A 23886-nucleotide genomic window follows, 5' to 3' on the forward strand; every position below is an offset into this window, starting at 1 on the left:
ATGAAAATCCTATTTGCTGCAGCTGAGCTCTTGGGTTATGCAAAGAGTGGCGGGCTTGCCGATGTATCATTTAGTCTTCCAAAGGCCTTGGGTAAATTTCATGAGACTGTGCGTGTTGTTCCAGCTTATGAGTTTGCAGGCCTTTTGGGCAGCAAAGTCTTTGAATTTTCCGTATTTGGCGAAGATGTGAGCGTGTATCTTGATGATTTTGGAAACATAAAAACATACTTTGTTTTTAACGAGACGCTCAGCAAAGCAGAGCATATCTATACTCAAGGCGAGAACGAACCTTTACGCTTTGCCATCTTTAGCAAAAGCATAATCGAGATTGCAAAAAGATTGAATATGGAAGTTTTGATTCTAAACGACTGGCATACTGCAGTTGCTTCCTATTATGCAAAAATTGAAAGCCTAAAAGCAAAAACCATACTTGTTATCCACAATCTATGCTATCAGGGTGTGTTTGACTCATCTATATTGGAAAGAGCTGGTATAAGACATGAGCATTTTACACCGGATGCGTTTGAGTTTTACGGTAAATTAAACATGCTAAAAGGTGGTATAGCCTTCTGTGATAAGCTTATAACGGTAAGCAAAAGGTATGCAGAAGAGATACTAACAGAACAGTTTGGCTGTGGGCTTGATGGTTTTCTTCTTAAAAACAAAGATAAACTTACAGGTATACTAAACGGCATAGATTACGATGAGTTTAATCCTGAGAATGACAGATTTTTAAGATTCAACTTCTCTTTGAAAAACTTACAGGGCAAATGGCTAAACAAACGGGCACTAATCAAGGATATAGGTTTAAAAAACGCTTCAAGGCCGCTGTTTGCATTCATAGGCAGACTAACTCAACAAAAGGGCATTGAACTTTTAAAGAAGTATATGGATAGGTTGCTTGAGAAAGAGATAAACTTTGTGATGATTGGAGATGGTAAAACCCAAGATTTTAAGGATTTTTCCAAATATTCAAACTTTTACTTCAAGGAAGGATACGATGAGTCGTTTGCACGAAACCTGTATGCAGCGTCTGATTTTATTCTTGTGCCAAGTGAGTTTGAGCCATGTGGACTTACTCAGCTTATAGGATTTAGATATGGTGTCATACCCATTGCAAGGGCTGTCGGTGGACTAAAAGAGACCATAAATGAAGATTTTAATAAACCAAGCTGCGGTGCTGGTTTTCTGTTTGAGAAGGAAGAAGAGTTTTTACAAAAGATAGAAGAAGCTATAAAGCTATTCAAAAACAAAAACCAGCTAAACCTTATAAGAAAGTTCAATATGCAGTGTGATTTTTCAGCAGACAGAAGCGCCAAAGAGTATCTGAAGGTTTTAGAAGAGCTATGAGACTTGCCGTTGACATAGGTGGCAGCTATCTAAAATACGAAGCTTTGGATAGCAATCTTAAAGGCAAAGTTTCAGTAAAAGAGATTGAGATAATCGAGTTTCTTAAAGAACTGATAGAAAAACACAGAATAAACAAGGTTGCTGTATCATTTGCCGGACAGGTTAAAGACAGCAAGATAATCAGTGCACCAAACATAAACTTAAAAAACATTGACCTTAAAGAAGAACTTGGCGTTGAAGTCATATTAAAAAATGACCTTTACTGCGCTGCATTATCAGAAGCACACTTTTTTAACTCTAACAACTTAGTTGCTCTCTATTCGGGCACTGGCCTTGGATGTGGCGTCGTTTTGGACGGTAAACCCATTTTAAGTGATGCTCTATACGGGTGTGAGATTGGCCATATTGGATACAAAAAAGCGCCGTTTAGGTGCGGCTGCTTGAAAGATAACTGTCTTGAGTTATACGCATCTGGCAGCGGCATAGAGAAGTGGGCTGAGTTTTATAACTTAGACAATAGCGATTTGTGTTATCTGTATGAGATAAAGCACAAGATAGCAGAAGAGTATTTAGAAGCCTTGGCATTTGCCGTTGGCGTTGTTGTGGCTATTTTTAATCCAGAGATTGTTGTGCTCGGCGGCGGGATAGTAAAAAGATGCGGTTTTGTCCTAAATGAAGTCAGAAAAAGGGCAAAGAGATATGCAATGCCAGCTGCATTTAACGGTTTAAGGATAGAAAAGACACAGATTGAAAACGGCTCTTTAGAAGGAGCAAAGCTATTGTTAAAATGAAAATCTTAATGGTTGCAAGCGAGTTTGGAAGCTTTGCCAAAACGGGCGGACTTGCAGATGCTGTATATGGACTTTCAAAGGCTCTGTCGAATAAAAACCACGAAGTTGCTGTTGTTTTGCCAAGATATTACATAATCGACAAAAGAGAGCTTAAAGATTTCGGCTTTGCATTTAAAGTCAATATGGGAGTATTGGGAGATATATCCTTTGGCGTATTTGAGAAAAGGTTAAGTAAGAATTTGAGACTGTGGTTTGTTGATTATGAGCTGTTCTTTGGCAGAAAGGGCTTATACGACGATGAAAACGGAAACCCTTACACCGACAATGGCATCAGGTTTGTCTTTTTAAGCAAAGCGGCACTTGAAGTGGCAAAAAGGCTTAATTTCAAGCCAGACATAGTCCATGCACACGATTGGCATGCAGCTTTTGTAAATGCACTCATTAAGACAAAATACAAGGATGATTCGTTTTTTAAGGATACATCATCTGTTTTAACCATTCACAACCTTCAGCATCAGGGTCTATTTGATGCAAGCTTGATGAATGTGATGGATATTGGTTGGCAGCACTTTAACCCGTTTGAGTTTGAAGCTTTGGGAATGGTTAATCTGCTTAAGGGCGGCATAAAGTTTTCAGACGCCATATCAACGGTAAGCAGAAGATATGCAGAAGAGATACAGACGCCGCAGTTTGGATTTGGGCTTGATGAACATCTAAAGGCACACTCATGCAGGCTGTTTGGCATCATAAATGGCGTTGATTATGAGCTTTGGAATCCTTCAACTGACAGATACATACCCAAAAATTACGATATGGATAGCTTAGAGAACAAAATAGACTCAAAAAGAAAACTGCAGGAGTTCTTCTCGTTGGAAAAAAGTGATAAGCCGCTTATAGGCTTTATCGGAAGATTGTATGAACAGAAAGGAATTCAGCTTATTATCGAAGCGTTTGATAGGATGATGCAGATGAACCTTGAGTTTGTTCTGCTTGGAAGCGGCAAAAAGTGGGCTGAAGAGTTTTTTAAAGAGAAGGCAGAGCAGTATAAAGGCAAATTTGGTTGTTTTATAGGATATTCAGAAGAGCTGGCTCATCTGATAGAAGCTGGCTCGGATATGTTTTTGATGCCTTCTGCGTTTGAACCGTGCGGTTTAAATCAGATATACTCGCTAAGATACGGAACAATCCCGATTGTTCATGCTGTTGGTGGTCTTGTCGATACGGTTGAAAATTTTGATGCTCAAAACGAAAAGGGTACGGGTTTTGTGTTTTACTCGTTTGACACTTCTGCTCTTTTAAATACGCTCAAATGGGCTTTGGATATTTACAACGATAAATATACATTTGCCAATCTTCAAAGAAGGGCTATGTCTGTAAGGTTTGACTGGCAAACACAGTCAGAGAAGTATATAAAACTTTATGAGTTTGCAAAGATTTACAGGTCTTTAAAAGATGGTTGATTACTCATTCTCTCTTTTTACCGATTACGACATATATCTCTTCAAAGAAGGAACGCATTATAGGCTGTTTGAGAAGCTGGGTTGCCATCTAATTGAAGATGGTGCATATTTCGCCGTTTGGGCTCCAAATGCAGTCTATGTAAGCGTCGTTGGTGATTTTAACAATTACGACCCAAAAGCCCATCCTTTGAAAAAACGAAAAGACTTCTCTGGCATTTGGGAAGGCTTTATAAAAGGCGTTAAAAAAGGGCAAACATACAAGTATTTCATCTATTCGGACATAGACAAAAGAAAAAGATACAAGGCAGACCCATTTGCCTTTTTCTCAGAGAAACCGCCAAAATCCGCATCTGTTGTTTGGGATATAGAAAACTATAAATTCAACGACGATAAATGGATGAGAGAAAGGGCATCGAAAAACAACATAAACGCTCCGATTTCCATCTATGAAGTGCATCTTGGCTCATGGAGAAGAAAAGTCGAAGAGAACAACCGATTTTTAACATATACAGAAGCTGCAGAAGAATTGGCTAATTATCTTGTTGAGATGAACTATACGCATGTTGAGATACTGCCAATAATGGAGCATCCATTCGACGGTTCGTGGGGCTATCAGGTTTTAGGCTATTTTGCTCCAACTTCTCGATACGGCAAACCAGAAGAGTTTATGCAGTTTGTCGATATCATGCATCATACGGGTATAGGTGTTATCTTAGACTGGGTGCCGAGTCATTTTGTTTTAGACGACCATGGGCTTGCAAAATTTGACGGAACCTGTCTTTATGAGCATGAAGACCCACGAAAAGGTTATCATCCGCAGTGGAACAGTGCGATATTCAACTATGGAAGAAATGAAGTTAAAGAGTTTCTGATAAGCAATGCTGTCTTTTGGCTTGAGAAGTATCACATAGACGGGCTAAGGGTTGATGGTGTGGCAAGCATGATATACTTGGATTTTGCACGAAAGCCCGGCGAGTGGATACCCAATCAATACGGCGGAAGGGAGAATTTAGAAGCCATTGAATTTTTAAAAGAGCTCAACAAGACGGTTTACGGCATGTTTGACGGCATAATGACGATAGCCGAAGAGTCCAGTGCATTTCCAAAGATTAGCTGGCCTGTCTATTCGGGTGGTTTGGGTTTTGGTTTTAAATGGAACATGGGATGGATGCACGATACACTTGACTATTTCAAGTCAGATCCGATTTACAGACAATACAACCACAACAAGCTGACATTCAGCATCTGGTATGCTTTCAGCGAAAACTTCATACTGCCGCTGAGCCATGACGAAGTTGTCCACATGAAGGGCTCTTTAATCAACAAAATGCCGGGTGATTATGATACGAAGTTTGCCAATTTAAGGGCGTTGTTTGGGTATATGATGGCTCATCCGGGCAAAAAGCTTCTATTCAGCGGTGGTGAGTTTGCACAGTTTAGAGAGTGGAATTATGCCGAAAGCTTAGATTGGCATCTGCTTGACTTTCCCAAGCATAAAGGCGTTCAAACCTTGATAAAAGAGCTAAACAAAATTTACAAAACAAAACGGGCTTTATACCTTTACGATTCAAAGCCTGAAGGGTTTGAGTGGTTAGATGTGAATAATCACTCTCAAAACATAATAGCCTTCCTGCGAAAATCTGACAGAATAGACGAAACCATTGTCGTTGTATGTAATTTCTCAGGTATAGAGCAGAGATACAGACTCGCCCTGCCCTTTGGTGGTATGTGGCATGAGATATTCAACTCTCAGCTTGAAAAATACGGCGGCTTTGTAAAGGAGTTAAAAGGCTTCGAAGCAGAAAATATACCCTGCTATGGCAGAGAGTTTAGCATAGAGATAAACTTGCCGCCGTTATCCGTTGTCTATCTTGAGCCTTTTTAAGGATTATAAAGTTTTTCATAATACTCAACTGCCATTCTTGATGAGTCGAAATACGCCATAACATCGTTCATGCTTGTTTTAACTATCTCAAGCCATCTATCTTCATCTTCGTAATACATCGGCAGAATTGTCGTCTCAAGCTTTTCCATCATTGTTAGATAATCCCTTCTATCCTGCTCTTCTATTGGCAAGTTTGGGTCTGCATGCCTTATGGTGAAACAGTTTATCTCGTCCTTTTCGAACTCTGCATGCCAACCATCGTCAATGGAGAAGTGAATGGCTGCATTTGCCGCTGCTGCCATACCACTTGTGCCACTTGCTTCCCTGCCCCATTTTGGAGTATTGAGCCAGATATCCGCACCCTGTTTAAGCATCTTTGAGAGTCTCAGCTCATATCCTGTAAGAACAGCAACATTTTTGAACTCTTTAGCCATCAAAACAAGCTCGTTAAACATACCTATGCCACGATAATCTTCTGGATATGGCTTTCCAGCCCAGATAATCTGTATAGGATAATCTTTGTTGTTTACGAGATTTCTAAACCTTTCCATGTCGTATATCAAAAGCCACGGCCTTTTATATTCAACAAACCTTCTTGCCCAAACAATAGTTAGGATATGTGGGTCAAAGATTTTACCTGTCTGGTCCGCAACTTCTTCAAACAGAAGTCTTTTTAGATGCTTTTTCCATGCCGCAAGCTGATAATCTTCATGCTCCTGAAGATATGTAAGCAGGTGCTTATCAGCCCAATAGTGCATGTTTTGGGCATTTGTTATACTGATAATCTCGCACCTACCTTTTATATTCTTCCACAGCTCGTTTGATACCTTGTGATGAATTTTGGATACGGCATTTGCCCTTTTTGCAAGCTTCAAAGCTGCAACGGTTAGACAGAAGTTCTTATCGTGATAATCAAGCTTATTTTGTATCTCTTCTGCCTTAAAATCACCAAAAAAGCCCATCTCTTCAAGCAGTTTTACATCGTGCTCTTCGTTTCCAGCCTTCTCTGGCGTATGCGTCGTAAAGACGATGTGTTTCTTTAACTCTTCAAGCTCAAGGTAATCCTTCATAAGTTCAAAGGCAAGCGGCAAGGCATGGCCTTCGTTTAGATGGTAAATATCGATATTCAAACCGAGTTCTTTGAGTATCTTGACGCCACCAATACCCAAAACAATCTCCTGAGCTATGCGTGTCTTTTCGTTGTTGTCATAGAGTTTATAGCTTATCGTTCGTGAGAGATAATCGTTTTCAAGGCAGTCTGTCGTAAGCAAAAACACAGGCACGGTTTCAAAAACATTTGGCGGCAGAAAATAAGCCTTCACTATTACAGGCTTGCCGTTTATCTTTACTTCAACCCTTGCGCCTGTATCTTCTATGAAATAGTAAAACTTTCTTCTGAATTCCACCTTCATCGTATTGTCTTCGTTTCTGCTCTGGTCGTAATAGCCATAGCTCCACAATATCCCAACACCCACCATATTTTGCCTTTTATGATTTGCACTTCTCATGTGAGAACCTGCCAAAAAGCCCAAACCACCGGCGTATGTCTTTAAAGCCTGGTCTATTGCAAACTCCATAGAAAAATAGGCAACGCTTTTTGAAAATCTCTCATCTATCAAATAGGGGAATAATTTATCTCTTTCCATCCTATCTCTCCTTTTTGTTTTTCAAAAGTCTAATCTGTATTTTGGATTTTTTCAAGATAAATCAGTCAAACACAAACTCTTTAATCTTGTTAAACTGGCAAATTTTATGTATCATTTGGCATGTTAAAGTGTGTGGGGCTAAAGAAAAGCTATAAAAAGAAAATGGCTGTTAATAATGTGAATATAGAAGCAAAAGAAGGTGAAATTGTTGGGCTTTTGGGACCAAATGGCGCTGGCAAAACAACGACATTTTACATGATTGCTGGACTTATAAGGCCAGACGATGGAAGGATATTTATGGAAGATGAAGAGATAACACATCTGCCGATGTATAAAAGGGCACAAAAAGGACTCTCCTATCTGCCGCAGGAACCGTCAATCTTCAGGGGCATGACAGTTGAAGAAAATATTTACGCCATACTTGAGTTTGTTTATAAAGACGAGAAAACAAGAAAACTAATACTCGAAAAGCTGCTTGAAGATTTAAACATTGCCCATATAAGAAAAACACCAGCTTATGCCGTATCCGGTGGCGAGAGAAGAAGGGTTGAAGTTGCAAGAGCCTTAGCAACAAAACCAAAATTCATACTGCTTGACGAACCGTTTGCAGGTATAGACCCAATAATCGTTGACGAGCTCAAAGAGATAATAAAAAACCTAAAAAATAGAAGCATAGGCATAATCATAACAGACCACAATGTTAGAGAGATATTAGACATTGTTGATAGAGCTTATCTGTTGTTCGATGGCAAAATTGTAAGGGAAGGAAGGCCTGATGAATTAATAAGAGACGAAGAAGTCATAGATATGTATTTAGGCAAGAGTTTCTGCGTATGATAGAGTTAAGAACCAGCGTTGATACGCATTTAGGCCTTATACTTACACCGCGCATAGATTTATCGCTAAAAATTCTGGCTATGAACATAACCGAGATAGAACAACAACTCAAAGAGATAGCCGAATCAAACCCAATAGTAAAGATAGAAGACGATATAAAAATATCAAAAGAGACATACAAAGACGAAAAAATCAAAGAGATAGACGAATCGTTCAAAGAGTATTTCCACCAAGAAGAGAGCGTTTCGGACATTATTGAAGCCACAACATCAAAAGAAGAGAGCCTTCAAGAGTCCCTACTCTCTCAGTTGACATTTGAGATAGACTTGGACGAGAAGGATTTGGAGATAGCAAAAGAAATTATATACAATATCAACGAGAAGGGCTTTTTGGATACGACAATAAACGAAATAGCAGACAAAACAGGCTCATCCTTGGAGAGAGTTGAATTTATAAGAAAAAGGATTATTAGGCTTGAACCTATTGGATGCGCAGCATTAGACACAAAAGAGTTTATTATGATTCAAGCAGAAGAAGAAGGTATAGAGATTGATAAAATAAAAACGCTCATCGATGCTATGGATGATGTCAATAGGCCAGACCTTGAAAAGATAAAGGAAAGAACGGGCTTTGATAAAGATGAGTTTAGAGATATTCTAAATGCACTCAAAAGTTTTCTCCTGTATCCACTTGAAAATTACCACTCACCTAAACAGACAGACTTTATAGAGCCAGATGTGTATGTAAGAAAGATAAACGGAAAGCTCATAGCCACACTTGAAGACAAAATTCTCTCAAAGATTGCAATAGACGAAGAGATGCTCAATGAATACATAAAAAACAGTGATGCAAAAAAGTTTATTGAAGAGAAATACAAGGAAATCAAAGAGTTTATCATCGCCATATCCCAAAGAAACAAAACACTTCTAAAGACGGTTAATGTAATATTGGAAAAACAGAGCCAATTTTTTGAAGATGGAACAATAAAACCGCTAACAAGAAAAGAGATAGCCGAGATTTTAGGATTTAATGTCTCAACTATAACAAGGGCTGTCTCAAACAAATATATGCTGTTTGAAGGCAAAATAATCCCTTTGAGCAAGTTCTTCTCAAGCGGTGTATCAGAAGATATATCAAAGGATTATGTCAAGTCGATAATAAAAGAGATGATAGATAAAGAGAACAAACTTCAGCCGTTGAGTGATGACCAGATTAAGGCAAAACTTGAAAAAATGGGCATAAAACTCACAAGAAGAACAATAACAAAATACAGAAAAGAGCTTAACATTCCAAGCTCTCGGGAGAGAAGATGTCAAGATACTCTATAGCCATTATAAAACTGTTATCTTCGTATGATTACAAGCCGTTAAACGGTTCTGAACTAAGAAGGGCATTAGGCATACCAAAGAAGCAGAAAACAGCATTTTACAGAGAACTAAAAAAACTAAAAAAAGAAGGTAAAATAAAGAAGATATCACGCAGCAGATATGTAATAGCAAAACCAAAAAAGGTATCGGACACATCAATACTTGAAGGCATACTCATAAGGAAAGAAGGTGCATTCTTCCTTCAAAAAGATGACGAAGAGATAAGACTGCCAAGATTGATAAACACAGCTAAAGCAACAGAAGGCGATGAAGTAATAGTAAAACTTGAGAAAAAAAGCATAGGCATAACATCAAAAGTCGTAAAGATAACCAAAAGAAACACAAAAAATATTATTGGTTATCTGATAAAAAAACCCAAAGGTTGGCTTGTATCTCCTATCGATAGGAAAATCCCATTTGTCGTAAATGTAAAGGAGAAGGATAAGAAACTAAAGGAAGGATGGCTTGTCCTTGCGCGCATAACTTACATAGGAAAAAGCGTAAACGGTGAAATAGTAAAGGTATATGGAGAGCCGTTTAATCCAGACATAGACATAGAAGTTGTTGTAGATAAGTTTGGCTTGCCATTTGAGTTTTCAAGCAAAATCGAAGAAGAGTTAAGCAGAATAAAAGAACCTTCCTTAGATGACTTTAAAGGCAGAACAGATTACAGAGACTTACCGACAATCACGATTGACGGAGCAGATGCCAAAGACTTCGACGATGCCATAGATATAAAACAGAATGAAGACGGCTCGTTTAAGCTGTATGTCCATATAGCAGATGTTTCAAACTATGTAAAAACAGAAAGCGCACTAAACGAAGAAGCCCTAAATCGTGGTTTTAGCGTCTATTTTCCGGGCAGTGTCATACCAATGCTTCCATTTAAACTCTCAAACGATATTTGCTCGCTCGTTCCAGGCAGAGACAGGCTAACCGTAAGCGTTGAGATGGACATATCAAAAAACGGTGCAATCAAGAAATACTCGATAAAAGAGAGCATAATAAGAAACAAACGCAGAATGACATACGATGAAGTTCAGGACATATTAGACAATAAACTGCAGGCAGACGAAGAGCTAAAAAAGAATCTAAAGGCTATGGAAAAGCTTGCTTCAATCCTAAGAAAACGCAGATTTAAGAAGGGCAGTCTCGACTTAGACATACCAGAGCCATACTTTATCATGCAGGACGATGCTATAATAGACATTCAAGAAAGACCACATAAGTTTTCACACTCCATTATCGAAGAGTTTATGCTTGCAGCCAATCTATGCGTTGCAGACTTTTTAAAGAAACACTACGAAACTTACATACGCAGAATTCACGAAGACCCAGACCCAGTAAAACTTGCAAACTTATTGGCTTTCTTAAGAAAAATGGGAATAAGGTTTGAACTGCCTGATGAGTTCACATCAAAAGATTTACAAAAGATTCTAAAGAGCGTAAAAGATGAAAAACTCAAAAAGATAGTTTCTCAAATGATGCTAAGGTCATTAAAGAGAGCTGAATACTCAACAAAAAACAAAGGGCATTTTGCACTGCATTTTGACAACTATACGCACTTTACATCACCAATCAGAAGATACCCAGATTTGGTTGTTCACAGAATGGTAAAAGCCGTTTTAAACAGAACAAAAGAGCAGTTTGAAAACCTTGAAAGTGAAGTAAAAATCATTCAAAGCAGAGAACTAACAACAGAGAATGCCATGTTCTATATGAACGACATAAAGGCAGCGCAATTTATGAAAAACAAGATTGGAGAGATATTCACAGGCACAATAACGACGATAATACCAACGGGCTTTTTTGTAAGATTAAAAGAACACTTTGTTGAAGGATTTGTCCCTGCAAACCAACTCAAAGATGATTATTACCAGTATATCGAATATATGTATGCAATGGTTGGAAAAAGAAAAAAGCGCATCTTCAAGTTGGGAGATGATGTTAGGGTAATGGTTGTTGCGGTTGACAAGTTTGCAGGAGAGATAGACTTTACGGTGGTTTAAATGGCTGTTGTAAATATAGGATTTGGGAATTTTATAAACAAAGAGAGAATTGTTGCTATCGTTAATCCATCATCAACACCTATAAAAAGATTAAGGGAACAACTTGAAAAAGAAGGCAAAGTTATAGATGCAACCCAGGGCAGAAAAACACGCTCAATTATAATAATGGATTCAGGACATGTTATCCTATCTGGCATCGCAGTAATGACAATAGCAGAAAGGGTAAACGAATGAAGGGCTTAATGTTCGTCGTCTCATCACCTACAGGCGCAGGCAAAACAACGATTTGTGAGATAATACAACAAAAAAGAGAAGACATAGAAAGGGTTATAACGCACACAACAAGAGAGCCCAGAGAAGGCGAGATAAACGGAGTTGATTATTACTTTGTAAGCAAAGAAGAGTTTAAAGAGAAGATAAGAAAGGGTGGATTTGTTGAGTATGCAATAGTGCATGGCAACTTTTATGGCACAAGTAAACAGGCTTTAGAAGATGTGCTAAACAAGGGCAAAAATGCACTTCTTGCCATTGATGTTCAAGGCGCAAGAAACATAATGGAGAGTTTTAAAGGCAGGGTTGTAAGCATATTTATACTGCCGCCATCTTTTGATGAGTGGTTAGAAAGACTCAAAAAAGACAAAAAAAGGGATAAACTCAGCATAAGATTCAAAACTGCCCTTGATGAGTTCAAACAGATAAAAAATTTTGATTTTTGCGTAATAAACGATAAATTAGATGATGCTGTCAAAAGGGTTGAGTCGATTATTGACTCATGCCTTTGTAAGCTTGAGTTTTTTGAAGATGAGTTTGTAAAAAAAGCAGAAGAGCTAAAAACTCAAACCGAGAAATTTTTGGAGGTGAACAATGGAAATATTCATGTCTGAAGTGATAAATGGAGCGTTGAAGCATTTCCCAAGCAGATACGAGCTTGTAAGGGTTGCTGCAATAAGGGCAAACTCCCTATTAAGAGGAGACAAAATCCTGCTTGATGAGAGAAAGGCATTCGGGCATAAAAATACAGTTATTAGCCTTTTGGAAATTAAAGAGGGGCTGTGGAAGAAAAAATAGACCCTTTAATCAAACAGCTTTATGATGAGTTTAAAAAAGAGATAAAGATAAAATATGACGAAGAGAAACTTGATAAGGCCTTTTTGTATGCTTATCAAAAGCACAAGGGACAGACAAGAGCATCGGGTGAAAGTTATATAATCCATCCAATTCATGTAGCAAGAATAGTAAATCACTTCTATTTAGATGAGAACAGCCTTATAGCCGCACTCTTGCACGATGTTTTAGAAGATACAGACGCAACAGAAGAAGAGATTAAAGATAATTTTGGCGAAGATGTTCTATTTTTAGTAAAAGCACTCACAAAAATCAGCAAGGTCAAGTATAAAAGTTCAGAAGAAAATCAAGCTGATAATTTCAGAAAGATGATTGTCGCAATGGCAAGCGACCTGCGTGTTATTCTAATTAAGCTTGCCGACAGACTCCACAACATGAGGACAATCTGTTTTCTAAAGGAAGAGAAACAGAAAAGAATAGCAAAGGAAACCTTAGACATCTATGCACCGATAGCACACAGACTTGGTATTTATTGGCTAAAAAGCGAACTTGAAGATTTAAGCTTTAAATATTTATGTCCAAAAGAGTATGAAGAGTTAGAGAAAAAGGTAAAAGAGACAATATCTAAAAAGCAGGAAATCATAAAGTTCATAGAGAACAAAATAAAAGAAGATATGCAAGAAGCAAATATAGAATGCACGGTTAGCGGCAGGGTTAAGCATCTATACAGTATATTTACAAAGATGCAGAGAAAAAGGGTTGACTTTGATGGCATATACGACTTACTTGCCGTAAGAATCATAACAAACGACGAGAAGGATTGTTATGCGGCTTTGGGCGTTATTCATAAAAAATACAAACCATTACCGGGAAGATTTAAAGATTATATAGCCTTGCCAAAACCAAACATGTATCAGTCGATACATACTACAGTTTTTGGCCCAAGTGATGTGGTTGTCGAGATACAGATAAGAACAAAACAGATGCATGAAATAGCAGAAGAAGGAATTGCAGCCCATTACAAATACAAAGAGCAGAAGCTCTCAATCATAGATAAATACGACCAGCAGTTTTTATGGCTAAGGCATCTTTTGAAGTGGCAAAAAGAGATAAAAAACCCAAAGGAGTTTTTAAACACCGTAAAGGTTGACCTATTCAGAGGGGAAGTCTATGTTTTCACACCTGCTGGAGACTTAAAGGTCCTACCGCGAGGCTCAACACCTGTTGATTTTGCATACGCCATTCACACAGAAGTTGGAAACAGGTGTGTTGGTGCAAAAGTAAATGGCAGAATAGTGCCGCTTGATTACAAACTTGCAAACGGCGATATCGTTGAAATATTCACACAAGCCAATCACCTGCCTTCAAAAGACTGGCTTAGGTTTGTCGTAACAAGCAAAGCAAGAAGTAAAATAAAGCAAAAAGTAAGGGAGAGAGAGAAGGAAGAAGCAGCAGAAATAGGCAAGGGAATGCTCTCAAAAGAGCTTGCAAAGGTCAACAAGACGCTTCAATCCTTGCTGAAAGATGAGAAATTCCCAGAAATCTTGAGCTATTTCGGCTGCAACACAGAGCAAGAGCTGTTTGAAAAGGTTGGATTTTTAAAGATACACCCATCAAGTGTCGTAAATCGGGTTTTCCCTTGTCAAAAGAAAAAACAGACAAAACAGACAGAGAAGAAGGATGTTTATAAGATTAAGGTTGATGGTATAGATGATGTTGTGATAAGGCTTGCAAAATGCTGCAACCCCGTTGTTGGTGATGAGATAGTTGGATACATAACAAAAAACAGAGGCATCGTCATACACAGAGTTGATTGCGAAAACATCGCAAAAGTAGGATACGACAGCGACAGACTCATAGAAGTTGAATGGGACAGCGATATAGAACAAAAAAGCATGCCCGTTAAACTAAAAATAACAGTAAACAACACGATGGGAATACTTGCAAAAATCACAAATCTTTTGTATCAGATGGGCATAGACCTTCAAAACCTGAAGGTCATATTCTTGGACAAAGCCCATAAGAAGGTGCTGTTTGACCTTGATGTGGAGATAAAAAACAGGCTTGAACTTGAAAAGCTTATTGCAGAGTTAAACAAAGACGAAAACATACTCAAAATAGAGAGAGGAAAATCATTTTTTGTTCACAAAAACCACAAAAGAGTAAGGCGGTGATAAAATGTTTAAATCAATAATGAACTATTTTTCAAATGATTTAGCTATTGACTTAGGAACGGCAAACACTTTGGTTTATGTTAAGGGCAAAGGCATAGTTTTGAACGAGCCAAGCGTCGTTGCAGTAAAAACAGACAGTAAAGGTGGAAAAAAGGTTTTAAGTGTTGGTAAAGAAGCAAAAGAGATGGTTGGAAGAACACCGGGCAACATTGAAGCTATAAAACCATTAAAAGATGGCGTTATAGCAGATTTCGAAGTAACCGAGAGAATGCTCAGATACTTTATAAAGAAATCAAAAGGAAGTAAAAGCATATTTAAGCCAAGAATTATCATAGCTGTGCCACACGGCATAACACAGGTTGAAAAAAAAGCCGTTAAAGAGTCTGCGATAGATGCCGGCGCAAGGGAAGTGTTTTTGGTTGAAGAGCCAATGGCTGCCGCTATCGGAGCCGGTTTGCCCGTTCAGGATGCTGTGGGCAGTATGGTTGTTGATATAGGTGGCGGAACGACAGAAGTCGCTGTTATATCGCTTGGCGGCATTGTTCACAGTGTATCTGTTAGAACTGGTGGCGATAAGATGGATCAAGCGATAGTGAATTACATCAAAAAACAGTATAGCATCTTGATTGGTGAAAGCACGGCAGAAGCGATAAAGATAGAATACGGCAGTGCATATCCTTTGGAAGAAGGTGAAGAAGAGCAGCTCATTCAGGTAAAAGGTATCGATTTGATAACAGGTGTTCCAACATCAATAGAGATATCAACAGAAGAGATAAGAAAAGCCCTAAAAGAGCCAGTTAGCGTTATAGTTGCAAGCGTAAAAGATGCATTAGAAAAAACACCGCCAGAGCTTGCAAGTGATATAGTCGATAATGGCATAATGTTAACCGGTGGCGGAGCATTACTCAAAGGATTAGACAAACTTATTCACAAAGAGACAGGACTGCCTGTTGAAGTGTTTGAAGAAGCCCTTTTTGCCGTTGTAAAAGGCGTGGGTATGGTTCTTGACAACATAGACTTGCTCAGCGAAGTGGCTATAGATTAAAGACAAGATTTAAATGAGAACACTTATCATATACGTGATTACAGCTATTCTGCTAAATGTCTCTGTTCTTGCTGCAGGTGGATTATTCTATAAAGTTAAAAACATAGTAAAAGAGAGCATAGTAATCACGAGCCTGCCCGTATCAAAAGGATTAAACGAGATTCAACGGTTGATAAATGAGTATCTCGTTCTCATTTCTGTTCAAAAAGAGAACGAACACCTAAGAAAACAGCTAACAAAATGCATGCTTGAGTGTAAAAACAAAGATAAAAACGATAGCAACATTCAAGAAGCATCGTTTTCATTTAAAGGAAACTTCGACAGCACAACCATATATCTAAGAACAGCCAAAGAGCTAAACATCAAGAAAAACTACTGTTTTGTCTTGGAAGACAACATGCATCTTGTTGGTATTGTAAAAGAGAGAATAAAAAATCACATCTACAAGGCCTATACGGTTTTCAATCCTTCATTTGTTGCGGATGTAAAAATAGTCGGAGACGACAATCAAACATTCAGAGCTCTCTACATGGGCAATGAGTACTCACCAAAGGTTGAGTTTTTAGACCCGAATGTTGAAGTGAAAGAAGGAGACTCTGTATATACAACGGGTGAGATGGGTATATTTCCACCAAACCTGTTTATAGGAACCGTAAAAAGGGTAAAAAGCGTAAATGGATACTATAAGGTTGCTTTTGTGGATATAAAAAGGAGCTTTTTTAACAAATGGAAGGTGTTAATAGTTTGCAGAAAAAAATAGCAAAGGGTGTTATTCTGTTCATAACTCTCTTTGTTTTGTCAGTTGAAGCAGCAGAGATAGTCAATTTTGTGTATCTCGTGCCGTTTTCTATAGCATTTTTTCTATTCCTAAACGCTGCAGAGACAGAGCTCCATAGCGAAAGCTTTAACTTCGTCATACCGTTTTTATACGGTATTATTGCAGATATAATCAGTCTAAAGAGATTGTTCGTTCTATGTTTAGGGTTTGTCCTGTTCTCCTATTTAATTTTTTACCTTATAAAAGCATTTGCTTTAAATAAACAGCATGTATTTATAACTGTCTGTTTCATATATGCTGTTTTTGTTTTCTTTGTTTTTGATATGCCATTATGGGTATCACTGTTTGTATTTGCTTTAAGCTTTCTGCAGTGGAGATTGGCATCACTTATCACATCACTGATAATAACGGACAGGCACAGTGGCGAAGCGTGATAAATACATCCTAAACAAAGCAGATATAGTAAAAAAGAGTGCCGACTATTTGAGTTTAATAATAGCCGTATCTTTCATCATTATTATTGCTCGACTCTTCTATTTACAAATCATAAAGGGAAACTATTTTTTAGACCTTTCAAAAAAAAACTCAATAAGACTCATAGGAATAGCACCACCAAGAGGAGATATAAAAACATCCGACGGTGTCTTGTATGCAAAAAACACACCATCATTTAGCGTATCAATTTACAAAACACCAGACTTAACAAAAAAGGCGATAGAAAAGATTGCCCAAATTATATCAATAGAGCCATCTCTCATAGAAAAAAAGCTAAAATTAACGCCATATTACAGAAGTGTTCTTATAAAAAGAGACATATCAAGAAATGAAGTATTTAACCTGCTTTTTAAAGGAGAGATAAACAGGTTCATAAACATAGAAGTAACACCAAAAAGGGTATATCCTTCAAATGCTTTTGCCTATGCCAATATTGTTGGATATCTAACGGAAGTCTCTTTGGATGACTTAAAGAAAGACCCAACATTAAAAGTCGGTGAACTAATAGGAAGAAAAGGTATAGAAAAGAAATACGACAAAGTATTAAGAGGGAAATGGGGATACAAGGAAGTTCAAACAGCATCAAACGGTATGGTAATAAAAACACTCTCAGAAACACCGCCAAAAAAGGGCAAGACATTAACGCTTACAATAAACTCTAAGCTCCAGACATACATCTATGAACTGTTTAAAGAAGAAGGTTTACACGGTGCTGCAGTTGTTATGAGACCAGATGGTGCAATCCTTGCATTGGTTGACAGCGATACATTCAATCCCAACTATTTTACAGAGAGACTGAGCAAAAAGGAGTGGGAAAAGCTAAAGAAGAAACACCTTCTAAACCTATTCGATATAGCCACACAGGGTGCATTCCCGCCTGGCTCACTAATAAAACCCTTTATGGCACTTGCAGCTTTGAAAGAAGGAATAATTACACCAAACAAGATGATATTCTGTCCTTATGCGGTTAAAATAGGCAAATACATATATAGAGACTGGAAACCAGGCGGGTTTGGTAAGATAAACCTATACAGAGCAATAGAAAGCTCATCTGATGTCTATTTCTATCAAGTGGGAATGAAGTTGGGAATAAACAAGATAGATTATTATCTATCAAAATTTGGGTTCGGAAAATCACCAAAGCTTTTTAGTTATTGCACAAAGGGTAATCTGCCATCAAGAGAGTGGAAATATAGAAAATACAAACAGGGTTGGTATATTGGTGATACAATATCGACATCCATAGGACAAGGTTTCTTTCTTGCAAGCCCACTTCAAGTTGCCTTAGCCTTCAGCATAATAGCAAACGATGGTATAGGATATAAGCCATTTCTTGTTAAGGATGCAAAAAGGGAAATTCTATATATTTTTAAAAGCAAATATTACAAAGACATAAAAAAAGCTCTATGGCTTGTTGTAAACGGACCTTACGGAACAGCATACAATGCACGCATAGAAGGTTTAAACATATGCGGTAAAACGGGCACAAGCCAGGTCGTAAAAAGCTCAGTGTATAAAAAGATAAAAAAGCTGCTCAAAGAGAAGAAGATAAAACCCGAAAAAGCTATAAAATACTTCCCACATGCCTGGTTTGCATCATTTGCTCCTATGAACAAGCCACAGGTCGTTGTCGTTGTCTTCTTAGAACATGGAGAATACTCATCCAAAGCCGCAGCATTTGCTGGTATAATCTATGACAAACTCATTCAACTCAAGCTCATTTTATTGTCTCACCAATCTTGAATATCGGCAGATACATAGCAACAACTAAGAACCCTATTATACCACCGAGAACTACAATAATTATTGGTTCTATCATCGTGCTTAAATTTTTGACCGTATTATCAACTTCCTCTTCGTAATATTGAGACACCTTCTGCATCATATCGTCAAGTGTTCCAGTCTCTTCACCAACTGCAACCATTTGAATAACCATGTCTGGAAACTCCCCCGAATAAGACATCGCATAAGAAAGGTTCTCACCTTTTCTAACCATATCCCTTACTTCAAGCAAAGTCTCTTCTATTATGACATTACCCGAAGTCTTAGAACTTATTTCCAAAGCATCAAGTATATCTATGCCACTTGCTGTCAAAGAAGATAAAATAACAGTAAAATTAGCTATTGAGCCTTTTCTTGCTAACATACCAAAAATAGGAAGATGTAAAAGCATTTTATCTATAAATTTTCTAAAAGCATAGTTTTTCTTGTATCCGATTTTAGCAGCAATTGCAACAGCAATAATTCCACCTACCATATACCAGAAGTATTTTTTCATAAACATACTAACATTAATAACAATCTGTGTTGGCAACGGAAGACTCATCCCACTTGATTTATACATCTCAGCAAAAGTAGGTATAACAAATGTAAGAATTAAAGCTATAACACCAGTGGCAACAATAGTAACCATTGTAGGATATATTAGAGCACCTTTTATTTTCCTTTTTAGAGCAAGGTGTTTCTCCAACATTTCAGCTAATCTTTTTAAAACACCATCTAAATTACCCGTCTGTTCACCAGCTGCCACCATGTTTACATACATATGAGAAAAAACATCTTTATATGACTTCAAAGCTTGAGACAAACTTGCACCTGTTTCAACCTTCTGTTTTATATCATACAGAATTTCACCCATTTTTTTACTTTCAGCTTGCTCAGCCATTATATTTAAAGACTCATCCAATGGTAAGCCACTTGCAAGCATAGAAGCAAGCTGTTTTGTTACTACCATAAGCTCTTTTTCCTTTATCTTGGGCTTTAAAAAGGGTAGCTCTATATCCTTTGGAGCGGGCTTTATTTTTATAACCGATATTCTTTTTTGCTTCAATTTAGCTGCTGCTTCGGCTTGAGATGCAGCTATTATTTCACCCTTTCTCATTCTACCCTTAGGGTCTCTACCCTTCCATCTATAATACGGCATACTTTACCCCTTCATGTACCTTATTTTATCAAGCTCCCGTTGCAGGGTTTTCTTATCGTTGCTTGCTTCCAACGCAGTCTCATAACTAATTAACCCTTTTTTATATAACGCAACTATAGATTGATTCATCGTTATCATTCCAGATTCAGCCTGCCCCATTTGCATCGTTGAGTAAATCTGAGGAATTTTATTTTCTCTTATTAGGTTTCTTATGGCCGCATTAGGTATCATTATCTCCATAGCAAGCACCCTACCCTTACCATCTTTCCTTTTAATTAGCGTCTGAGATACAACGCCTTGTAAAGCAACGGATAACTGCGTTCTAACCTGCTCTTGCTGAGTTGGCGGGAACACATCGACAATCCTATTTATAGTTTCAGGTGCTGAATTCGTGTGCAAGGTAGCAAAAACAAGGTGCCCTGTTTCGGCAGTTGTGATTGCTGCCTGAATCGTCTCAAGGTCTCTCATTTCACCTATCAGTATAACATCAGGGTCTTGCCTTAAAACATGTTTCAAGGCTGATGCAAATGTTGGAACATCGCTTCCAACTTCTCTCTGGTCAATTAGAGCCATTTTGTGAGAATATGTGAATTCTATAGGGTCTTCTATAGTTATAATATGAACCCTTCTTTCACGATTAATCTTATCAATTAAAGCTGCAAGCGTGGTTGACTTACCAGAACCAGTAGGACCTGTAACAAGCACAATACCCTTTTTTAGTTCAGCAAACTTTTGAACAACAGGTGGAATACCAAGTTTCTCAAACGGTGGTATCTCATACGGTATCATCCTAAAGGCACCAGCGATTGTGCCACGCTGCATGTGTACATTAGCTCTAAATCTTGCGAATTTTGGAATACCAAAAGAAAAATCGACATCAAGATTTTCTTCCAATGTTTTTCTCTGAAGTTCCGTCATCACACTATAACACAACCCTTGAGCATCCGCAGGTGAAAGAACATCATATTCTTCAATATCAAAAAGTTCCCCATGAATTCTTATTTTCGGTCTTGCACCCGCTGTTATATGTAAATCAGAACCATCTTTGGCAAGCATTATCTCCAAAAGTTCAACTAAATCTGTTGCTTTTTTTCCCATCTCTTTCCTCCTTTTGTTAGAAGGTGACATTCATTACTTCATCGATTGTTGTTACACCTTCCTTTATCTTCTTTAAACCACTCATTCTCAATGTTGACATTCCTTCTTTTATAGCCTGATCTCTCAACTCATCCGTTGATGCACCTTCCAATATCATCCTTCTTAGCTTCTCTGATATAGGCATAACTTCATACAAAGCTACCCTACCCTTATATCCAGTACCGTTGCAATTATCACACCCTTCACCCTTATAAATCTTAACGGTTTGAGCTTCTTCTTTGGTAAAACCTATCTCTTCTAAAGCTGCTGGTGGTATTGACACTTCTTTTTTGCAATATGGACAAATCTTCCTGACAAGCCTTTGGGCTAAAATTAGAATAAGAGACGAAGCTATCAGATATCTTTCTATACCCATATCAACCAATCTCATGACAGTTGATGGTGCATCATTCGTATGCAGAGTTGAAAAAACAAGGTGTCCCGTTAGAGCTGCTCTAATTGCTATCTCAGCAGTTTCTGAATCCCTTATTTCTCCAACCATTATAACATCTGGGTCTTGTCGTAAAAAACTCCTTAAAGCTGATGCAAATGTTAAACCTATATCTTCTTTAACATGCACCTGATTTATACCTTCAATATTGTACTCAACCGGGTCTTCGACAGTCATTATATTAACATCTTCCCTGTTTATCTTATTCAAAGATGCATAAAGAGTTGTCGTCTTTCCACTTCCTGTTGGTCCTGTAACCAAAATCATACCGTAAGGTTTTTTTATAGCCGCAAGATACCGAGATAAATCGTTTGATTCAAAACCGAGCTGTTCAAGTTCAACCTTAACACTGCTTCTATCCAAAACTCTCATAACAACCTTTTCACCAAATATCGTTGGTAGAGTTGATACGCGCAAGTCTATATCCTTACCTGCACTTCTCATCCTTATTCTACCATCTTGCGGAAGTCTCTTTTCGGCTATATTCAACTTAGACATTATCTTAAATCTTGAGACAAGTTTTGGCGCCATTGTCCTTGCAAATGTCATTATAGTTTTTAATTTTCCATCTATTCTATACCTTATTCTTAGTTCCTTTTCGTAAGGTTCTATGTGAATATCGCTAACGCCACTTGAAACTGCCCTTGCGAGTATCGTGTTTGCGAGTTTAACAATGGGTTCCTCTTCTGCTGATTTTTCCAAATCTTCAACATTAACTTCCTCTTCAGTTTCTTTCAAAACATTGACATCTTCGGCTTCTTTCAGGGTATCTGCAATCTCTTCAAGCTCAGTTGTCGTTCCATAATACTTATCTATTGCCCTAATTATAGAACGCTCGTTAGCAAACAGTGGCGTAACATTTAAACCTGTTATAAATCTTACTTCGTCCAAAGCAAATATGTTGGTTGGGTCTGCTATTGCAACTTTTATCTTATTCTTATCAACTTCAACAGGTATAAGTGTGTATTTTTGAGCGATGTTTTTTGGAACCTTTTTTATAACTTCTCTTGGAATTTCTATGGAGCTCAAATCTATACTATCAACACCATACTGTTTACTTAAAAACTCATTAAGCGTCTTCTCGTCAACAAATCCCTTTTCAACAAGTATAGTCCCTAATTTCTTTTTAGTTCTTTCTTGCTCTTTTAAAGCTTCTTCCAACTGCTCCTGTGTTATAACTTTATTCCATAATAATAATTGCCCCAATAATGTAGTCATAGCCCTATATCCCCTAACAGCATTTTTGCGTTCTCTTTGTCAAACTCTATCCCTGTCCATATTTTAAATGAGTAGTAAGCTTGTCCAATAAACATATCTAATCCATTTACTGCTGTCAACCCTTTCTGTTGAGCTTTTTTTATAAGTGGCGTATCGAAATATATAACATCAATAATTATCGGCTCAAAAACCCAATCAAGTTCAAACGACAAATCTTCACTATTTAAACCAACAGGTGTGCAGTTTACTATTATATCGGCTTTTGAAATGATATCTTTATCGTGCAGCTCACCCAAAACAATCTCAACCTTACCTTCAAACTTCTCTTTCAACCTATTAGCCCTTTCAAAACTCCTATTCAAAAGATATATTCTCTTAACACCCAATTTATACATAGCATAGACAACAGAAACAGCAACACCACCAGCACCAACAACTACTATGTTATCTTCAGAACTGCAGAACTTAGAATATTCTTCAAACATATCCATAAAACCAAGATAGTCCGTATTAAAACCGCAAAGCTTGCCATTTTCATTTTTTATCGTATTAACAGCTTCAAGAAATGCAGTATCATCATCTGTCTCATCGACATGCCTAAAAGCTTCATTCTTAAATGGAACGGTAATGTTTGCACCCTTTATGCCCAAAGCTCTAATAGCGTCTAAGGATTTAGCTGCACTTTCTGGTTCAAAAGCAACATAAACGGCATTTACTCCATAATATTCAAACATGTATGTATGTAGAACAGGAGATAAGCTATGTTTTATAGGGTTACCGATTACGCAATAAACATCTGTATCAGCTTGAATATACATCTATCCTTCTCCTTTGTTCACCTTCAATTTCAAACTCGATAACTATATCAGGCTCAATGTTGAGTTCTTCTGGCCATTCAATAAAAAATATCCCTTCTTCATTCTCCAAATACTCAACAACAGACTCATCTATTCCAACCCTGTAAAGGTCTATGTGATAAATACCATCTCTATACTCGTTTATAACAGTAAAAGTCGGACTGCCGTTAAACTCTTCTTCCTTTATACCTAAGGATTCCAAAGCAAACTTTACAAACCTTGTTTTCCCAGAACCTAAATCACCCTTCAAAAAAACAATACACTTATTTCCCTTCTTTGCCAAATTCTCAACAACCCAATATGCGGCCTTCTTTGTATCTTCTTCGCTTTTGCTTAGAAATGTTTTTAGAGCTTTCACAGTTAACTTATACAATGAATAACTTTACAATTCAAGCATT

The 23886-nt window shown here is 37.7% G+C and carries 21 protein-coding genes; 15 read left to right on the plus strand and 6 right to left on the minus strand.

The annotated features are described in order from the left end of the window. The 4 genes from G415_RS0104655 to glgB are packed head-to-tail and all read left to right on the plus strand — an operon-like array spanning position 1 to position 5486. Complete coding sequence (locus tag G415_RS0104655; RefSeq protein ID WP_026939585.1) at positions 1 to 1350, plus strand: glycogen synthase; 1350 nt, start codon at positions 1 to 3, stop codon at positions 1348 to 1350. Further along, the gene (locus G415_RS0104660; RefSeq protein WP_026939586.1) at positions 1347 to 2141 is read left to right on the plus strand and encodes an ROK family protein; all 795 of its coding nucleotides are present in this window, start codon (positions 1347 to 1349) and stop codon (positions 2139 to 2141) included. The genes G415_RS0104655 and G415_RS0104660 overlap by 4 nt, the downstream gene beginning before the upstream one ends. Next, positions 2138 to 3601: a glycogen synthase GlgA gene (gene glgA / locus G415_RS0104665; RefSeq protein ID WP_022670441.1), complete on the plus strand. Its 1464-nt coding sequence runs from the start codon at positions 2138 to 2140 to the stop codon at positions 3599 to 3601. Before G415_RS0104660 ends, glgA begins: the two co-directional genes overlap by 4 nt. Then, positions 3594 to 5486, plus strand: coding sequence for a 1,4-alpha-glucan branching protein GlgB (glgB, locus tag G415_RS0104670; RefSeq protein WP_022670442.1), 1893 nt, complete (start codon positions 3594 to 3596; stop codon positions 5484 to 5486). The genes glgA and glgB overlap by 8 nt, the downstream gene beginning before the upstream one ends. Here glgB and glgP read toward each other — a convergent pair. Next, entirely contained in the window at positions 5483 to 7132 is a 1650-nt protein-coding gene (glgP, locus tag G415_RS0104675) for an alpha-glucan family phosphorylase (protein WP_022670443.1), read from the minus strand. The genes glgB and glgP overlap by 4 nt on opposite strands. 120 nt (positions 7133 to 7252) lie before the next feature. On the opposite strand from glgP, the gene lptB reads away from it, so the two are divergent. The 11 genes from lptB to mrdA are packed head-to-tail and all read left to right on the plus strand — an operon-like array spanning position 7253 to position 18645. Continuing rightward, positions 7253 to 7969 (plus strand): LPS export ABC transporter ATP-binding protein, encoded by a 717-nt coding sequence (gene lptB / locus G415_RS0104680; protein WP_022670444.1) that lies wholly within the window; start codon positions 7253 to 7255, stop codon positions 7967 to 7969. Next, positions 7966 to 9297: an RNA polymerase factor sigma-54 gene (rpoN, locus tag G415_RS0104685; RefSeq protein WP_022670445.1), complete on the plus strand. Its 1332-nt coding sequence runs from the start codon at positions 7966 to 7968 to the stop codon at positions 9295 to 9297. Before lptB ends, rpoN begins: the two co-directional genes overlap by 4 nt. Continuing rightward, complete coding sequence (rnr, locus tag G415_RS0104690; protein ID WP_022670446.1) at positions 9279 to 11345, plus strand: ribonuclease R; 2067 nt, start codon at positions 9279 to 9281, stop codon at positions 11343 to 11345. Before rpoN ends, rnr begins: the two co-directional genes overlap by 19 nt. Next, positions 11346 to 11579, plus strand: coding sequence for a DUF370 domain-containing protein (locus tag G415_RS0104695; protein ID WP_022670448.1), 234 nt, complete (start codon positions 11346 to 11348; stop codon positions 11577 to 11579). It begins immediately after the preceding gene. Next, positions 11576 to 12229, plus strand: coding sequence for a guanylate kinase (gmk, locus tag G415_RS09870; protein WP_022670449.1), 654 nt, complete (start codon positions 11576 to 11578; stop codon positions 12227 to 12229). Before G415_RS0104695 ends, gmk begins: the two co-directional genes overlap by 4 nt. Beyond that, entirely contained in the window at positions 12210 to 12413 is a 204-nt protein-coding gene (gene rpoZ, locus G415_RS0104705) for a DNA-directed RNA polymerase subunit omega (RefSeq protein ID WP_022670450.1), read from the plus strand. The genes gmk and rpoZ overlap by 20 nt, the downstream gene beginning before the upstream one ends. Beyond that, positions 12398 to 14584 (plus strand): RelA/SpoT family protein, encoded by a 2187-nt coding sequence (locus tag G415_RS09875; RefSeq protein ID WP_022670451.1) that lies wholly within the window; start codon positions 12398 to 12400, stop codon positions 14582 to 14584. The genes rpoZ and G415_RS09875 overlap by 16 nt, the downstream gene beginning before the upstream one ends. A gap of 4 nt (positions 14585 to 14588) precedes the next feature. After that, positions 14589 to 15629: a rod shape-determining protein gene (locus G415_RS0104715; protein WP_022670452.1), complete on the plus strand. Its 1041-nt coding sequence runs from the start codon at positions 14589 to 14591 to the stop codon at positions 15627 to 15629. Positions 15630 to 15642: 13 nt separating this feature from the next. Next, a complete protein-coding gene (locus tag G415_RS0104720; RefSeq protein ID WP_022670453.1) occupies positions 15643 to 16389 on the plus strand; it encodes a rod shape-determining protein MreC in 747 nt (248 codons plus the stop codon). Further along, a complete protein-coding gene (locus tag G415_RS0104725) occupies positions 16356 to 16841 on the plus strand; it encodes a hypothetical protein (RefSeq protein ID WP_022670455.1) in 486 nt (161 codons plus the stop codon). The genes G415_RS0104720 and G415_RS0104725 overlap by 34 nt, the downstream gene beginning before the upstream one ends. Further along, positions 16828 to 18645, plus strand: coding sequence for a penicillin-binding protein 2 (gene mrdA / locus G415_RS0104730; protein WP_022670456.1), 1818 nt, complete (start codon positions 16828 to 16830; stop codon positions 18643 to 18645). The genes G415_RS0104725 and mrdA overlap by 14 nt, the downstream gene beginning before the upstream one ends. Here the strand turns inward: mrdA and G415_RS0104735 are convergent. The 5 genes from G415_RS0104735 to tsaE are packed head-to-tail and all read right to left on the minus strand — an operon-like array spanning position 18620 to position 23846. Beyond that, positions 18620 to 19825, minus strand: coding sequence for a type II secretion system F family protein (locus G415_RS0104735; protein ID WP_022670457.1), 1206 nt, complete (start codon positions 19823 to 19825; stop codon positions 18620 to 18622). The two genes, mrdA and G415_RS0104735, sit on opposite strands and share 26 nt — an antisense overlap. Positions 19826 to 19828: 3 nt before the next feature. Next, positions 19829 to 20923 (minus strand): type IV pilus twitching motility protein PilT, encoded by a 1095-nt coding sequence (locus tag G415_RS0104740; protein ID WP_022670458.1) that lies wholly within the window; start codon positions 20921 to 20923, stop codon positions 19829 to 19831. A gap of 16 nt (positions 20924 to 20939) precedes the next feature. Then, the gene (gene pilB / locus G415_RS0104745; protein ID WP_022670460.1) at positions 20940 to 22631 is read right to left on the minus strand and encodes a type IV-A pilus assembly ATPase PilB; all 1692 of its coding nucleotides are present in this window, start codon (positions 22629 to 22631) and stop codon (positions 20940 to 20942) included. Beyond that, positions 22628 to 23449 carry a shikimate dehydrogenase gene (aroE, locus tag G415_RS0104750; protein WP_022670461.1) on the minus strand — a complete coding sequence of 274 codons (822 nt, stop codon included), beginning with the start codon at positions 23447 to 23449 and terminating at the stop codon, positions 22628 to 22630. The genes pilB and aroE overlap by 4 nt, the downstream gene beginning before the upstream one ends. After that, positions 23433 to 23846, minus strand: a complete 414-nt coding sequence (gene tsaE / locus G415_RS0104755) for a tRNA (adenosine(37)-N6)-threonylcarbamoyltransferase complex ATPase subunit type 1 TsaE (RefSeq protein ID WP_022670462.1) — start codon at positions 23844 to 23846, stop codon at positions 23433 to 23435. Before tsaE ends, aroE begins: the two co-directional genes overlap by 17 nt. Positions 23847 to 23886 lie beyond the last annotated feature (40 nt).

This window comes from Hippea alviniae EP5-r (assembly GCF_000420385.1).
GTDB classification, from domain to species: Bacteria; Campylobacterota_A; Desulfurellia; order Desulfurellales; family Hippeaceae; genus Hippea; species Hippea alviniae.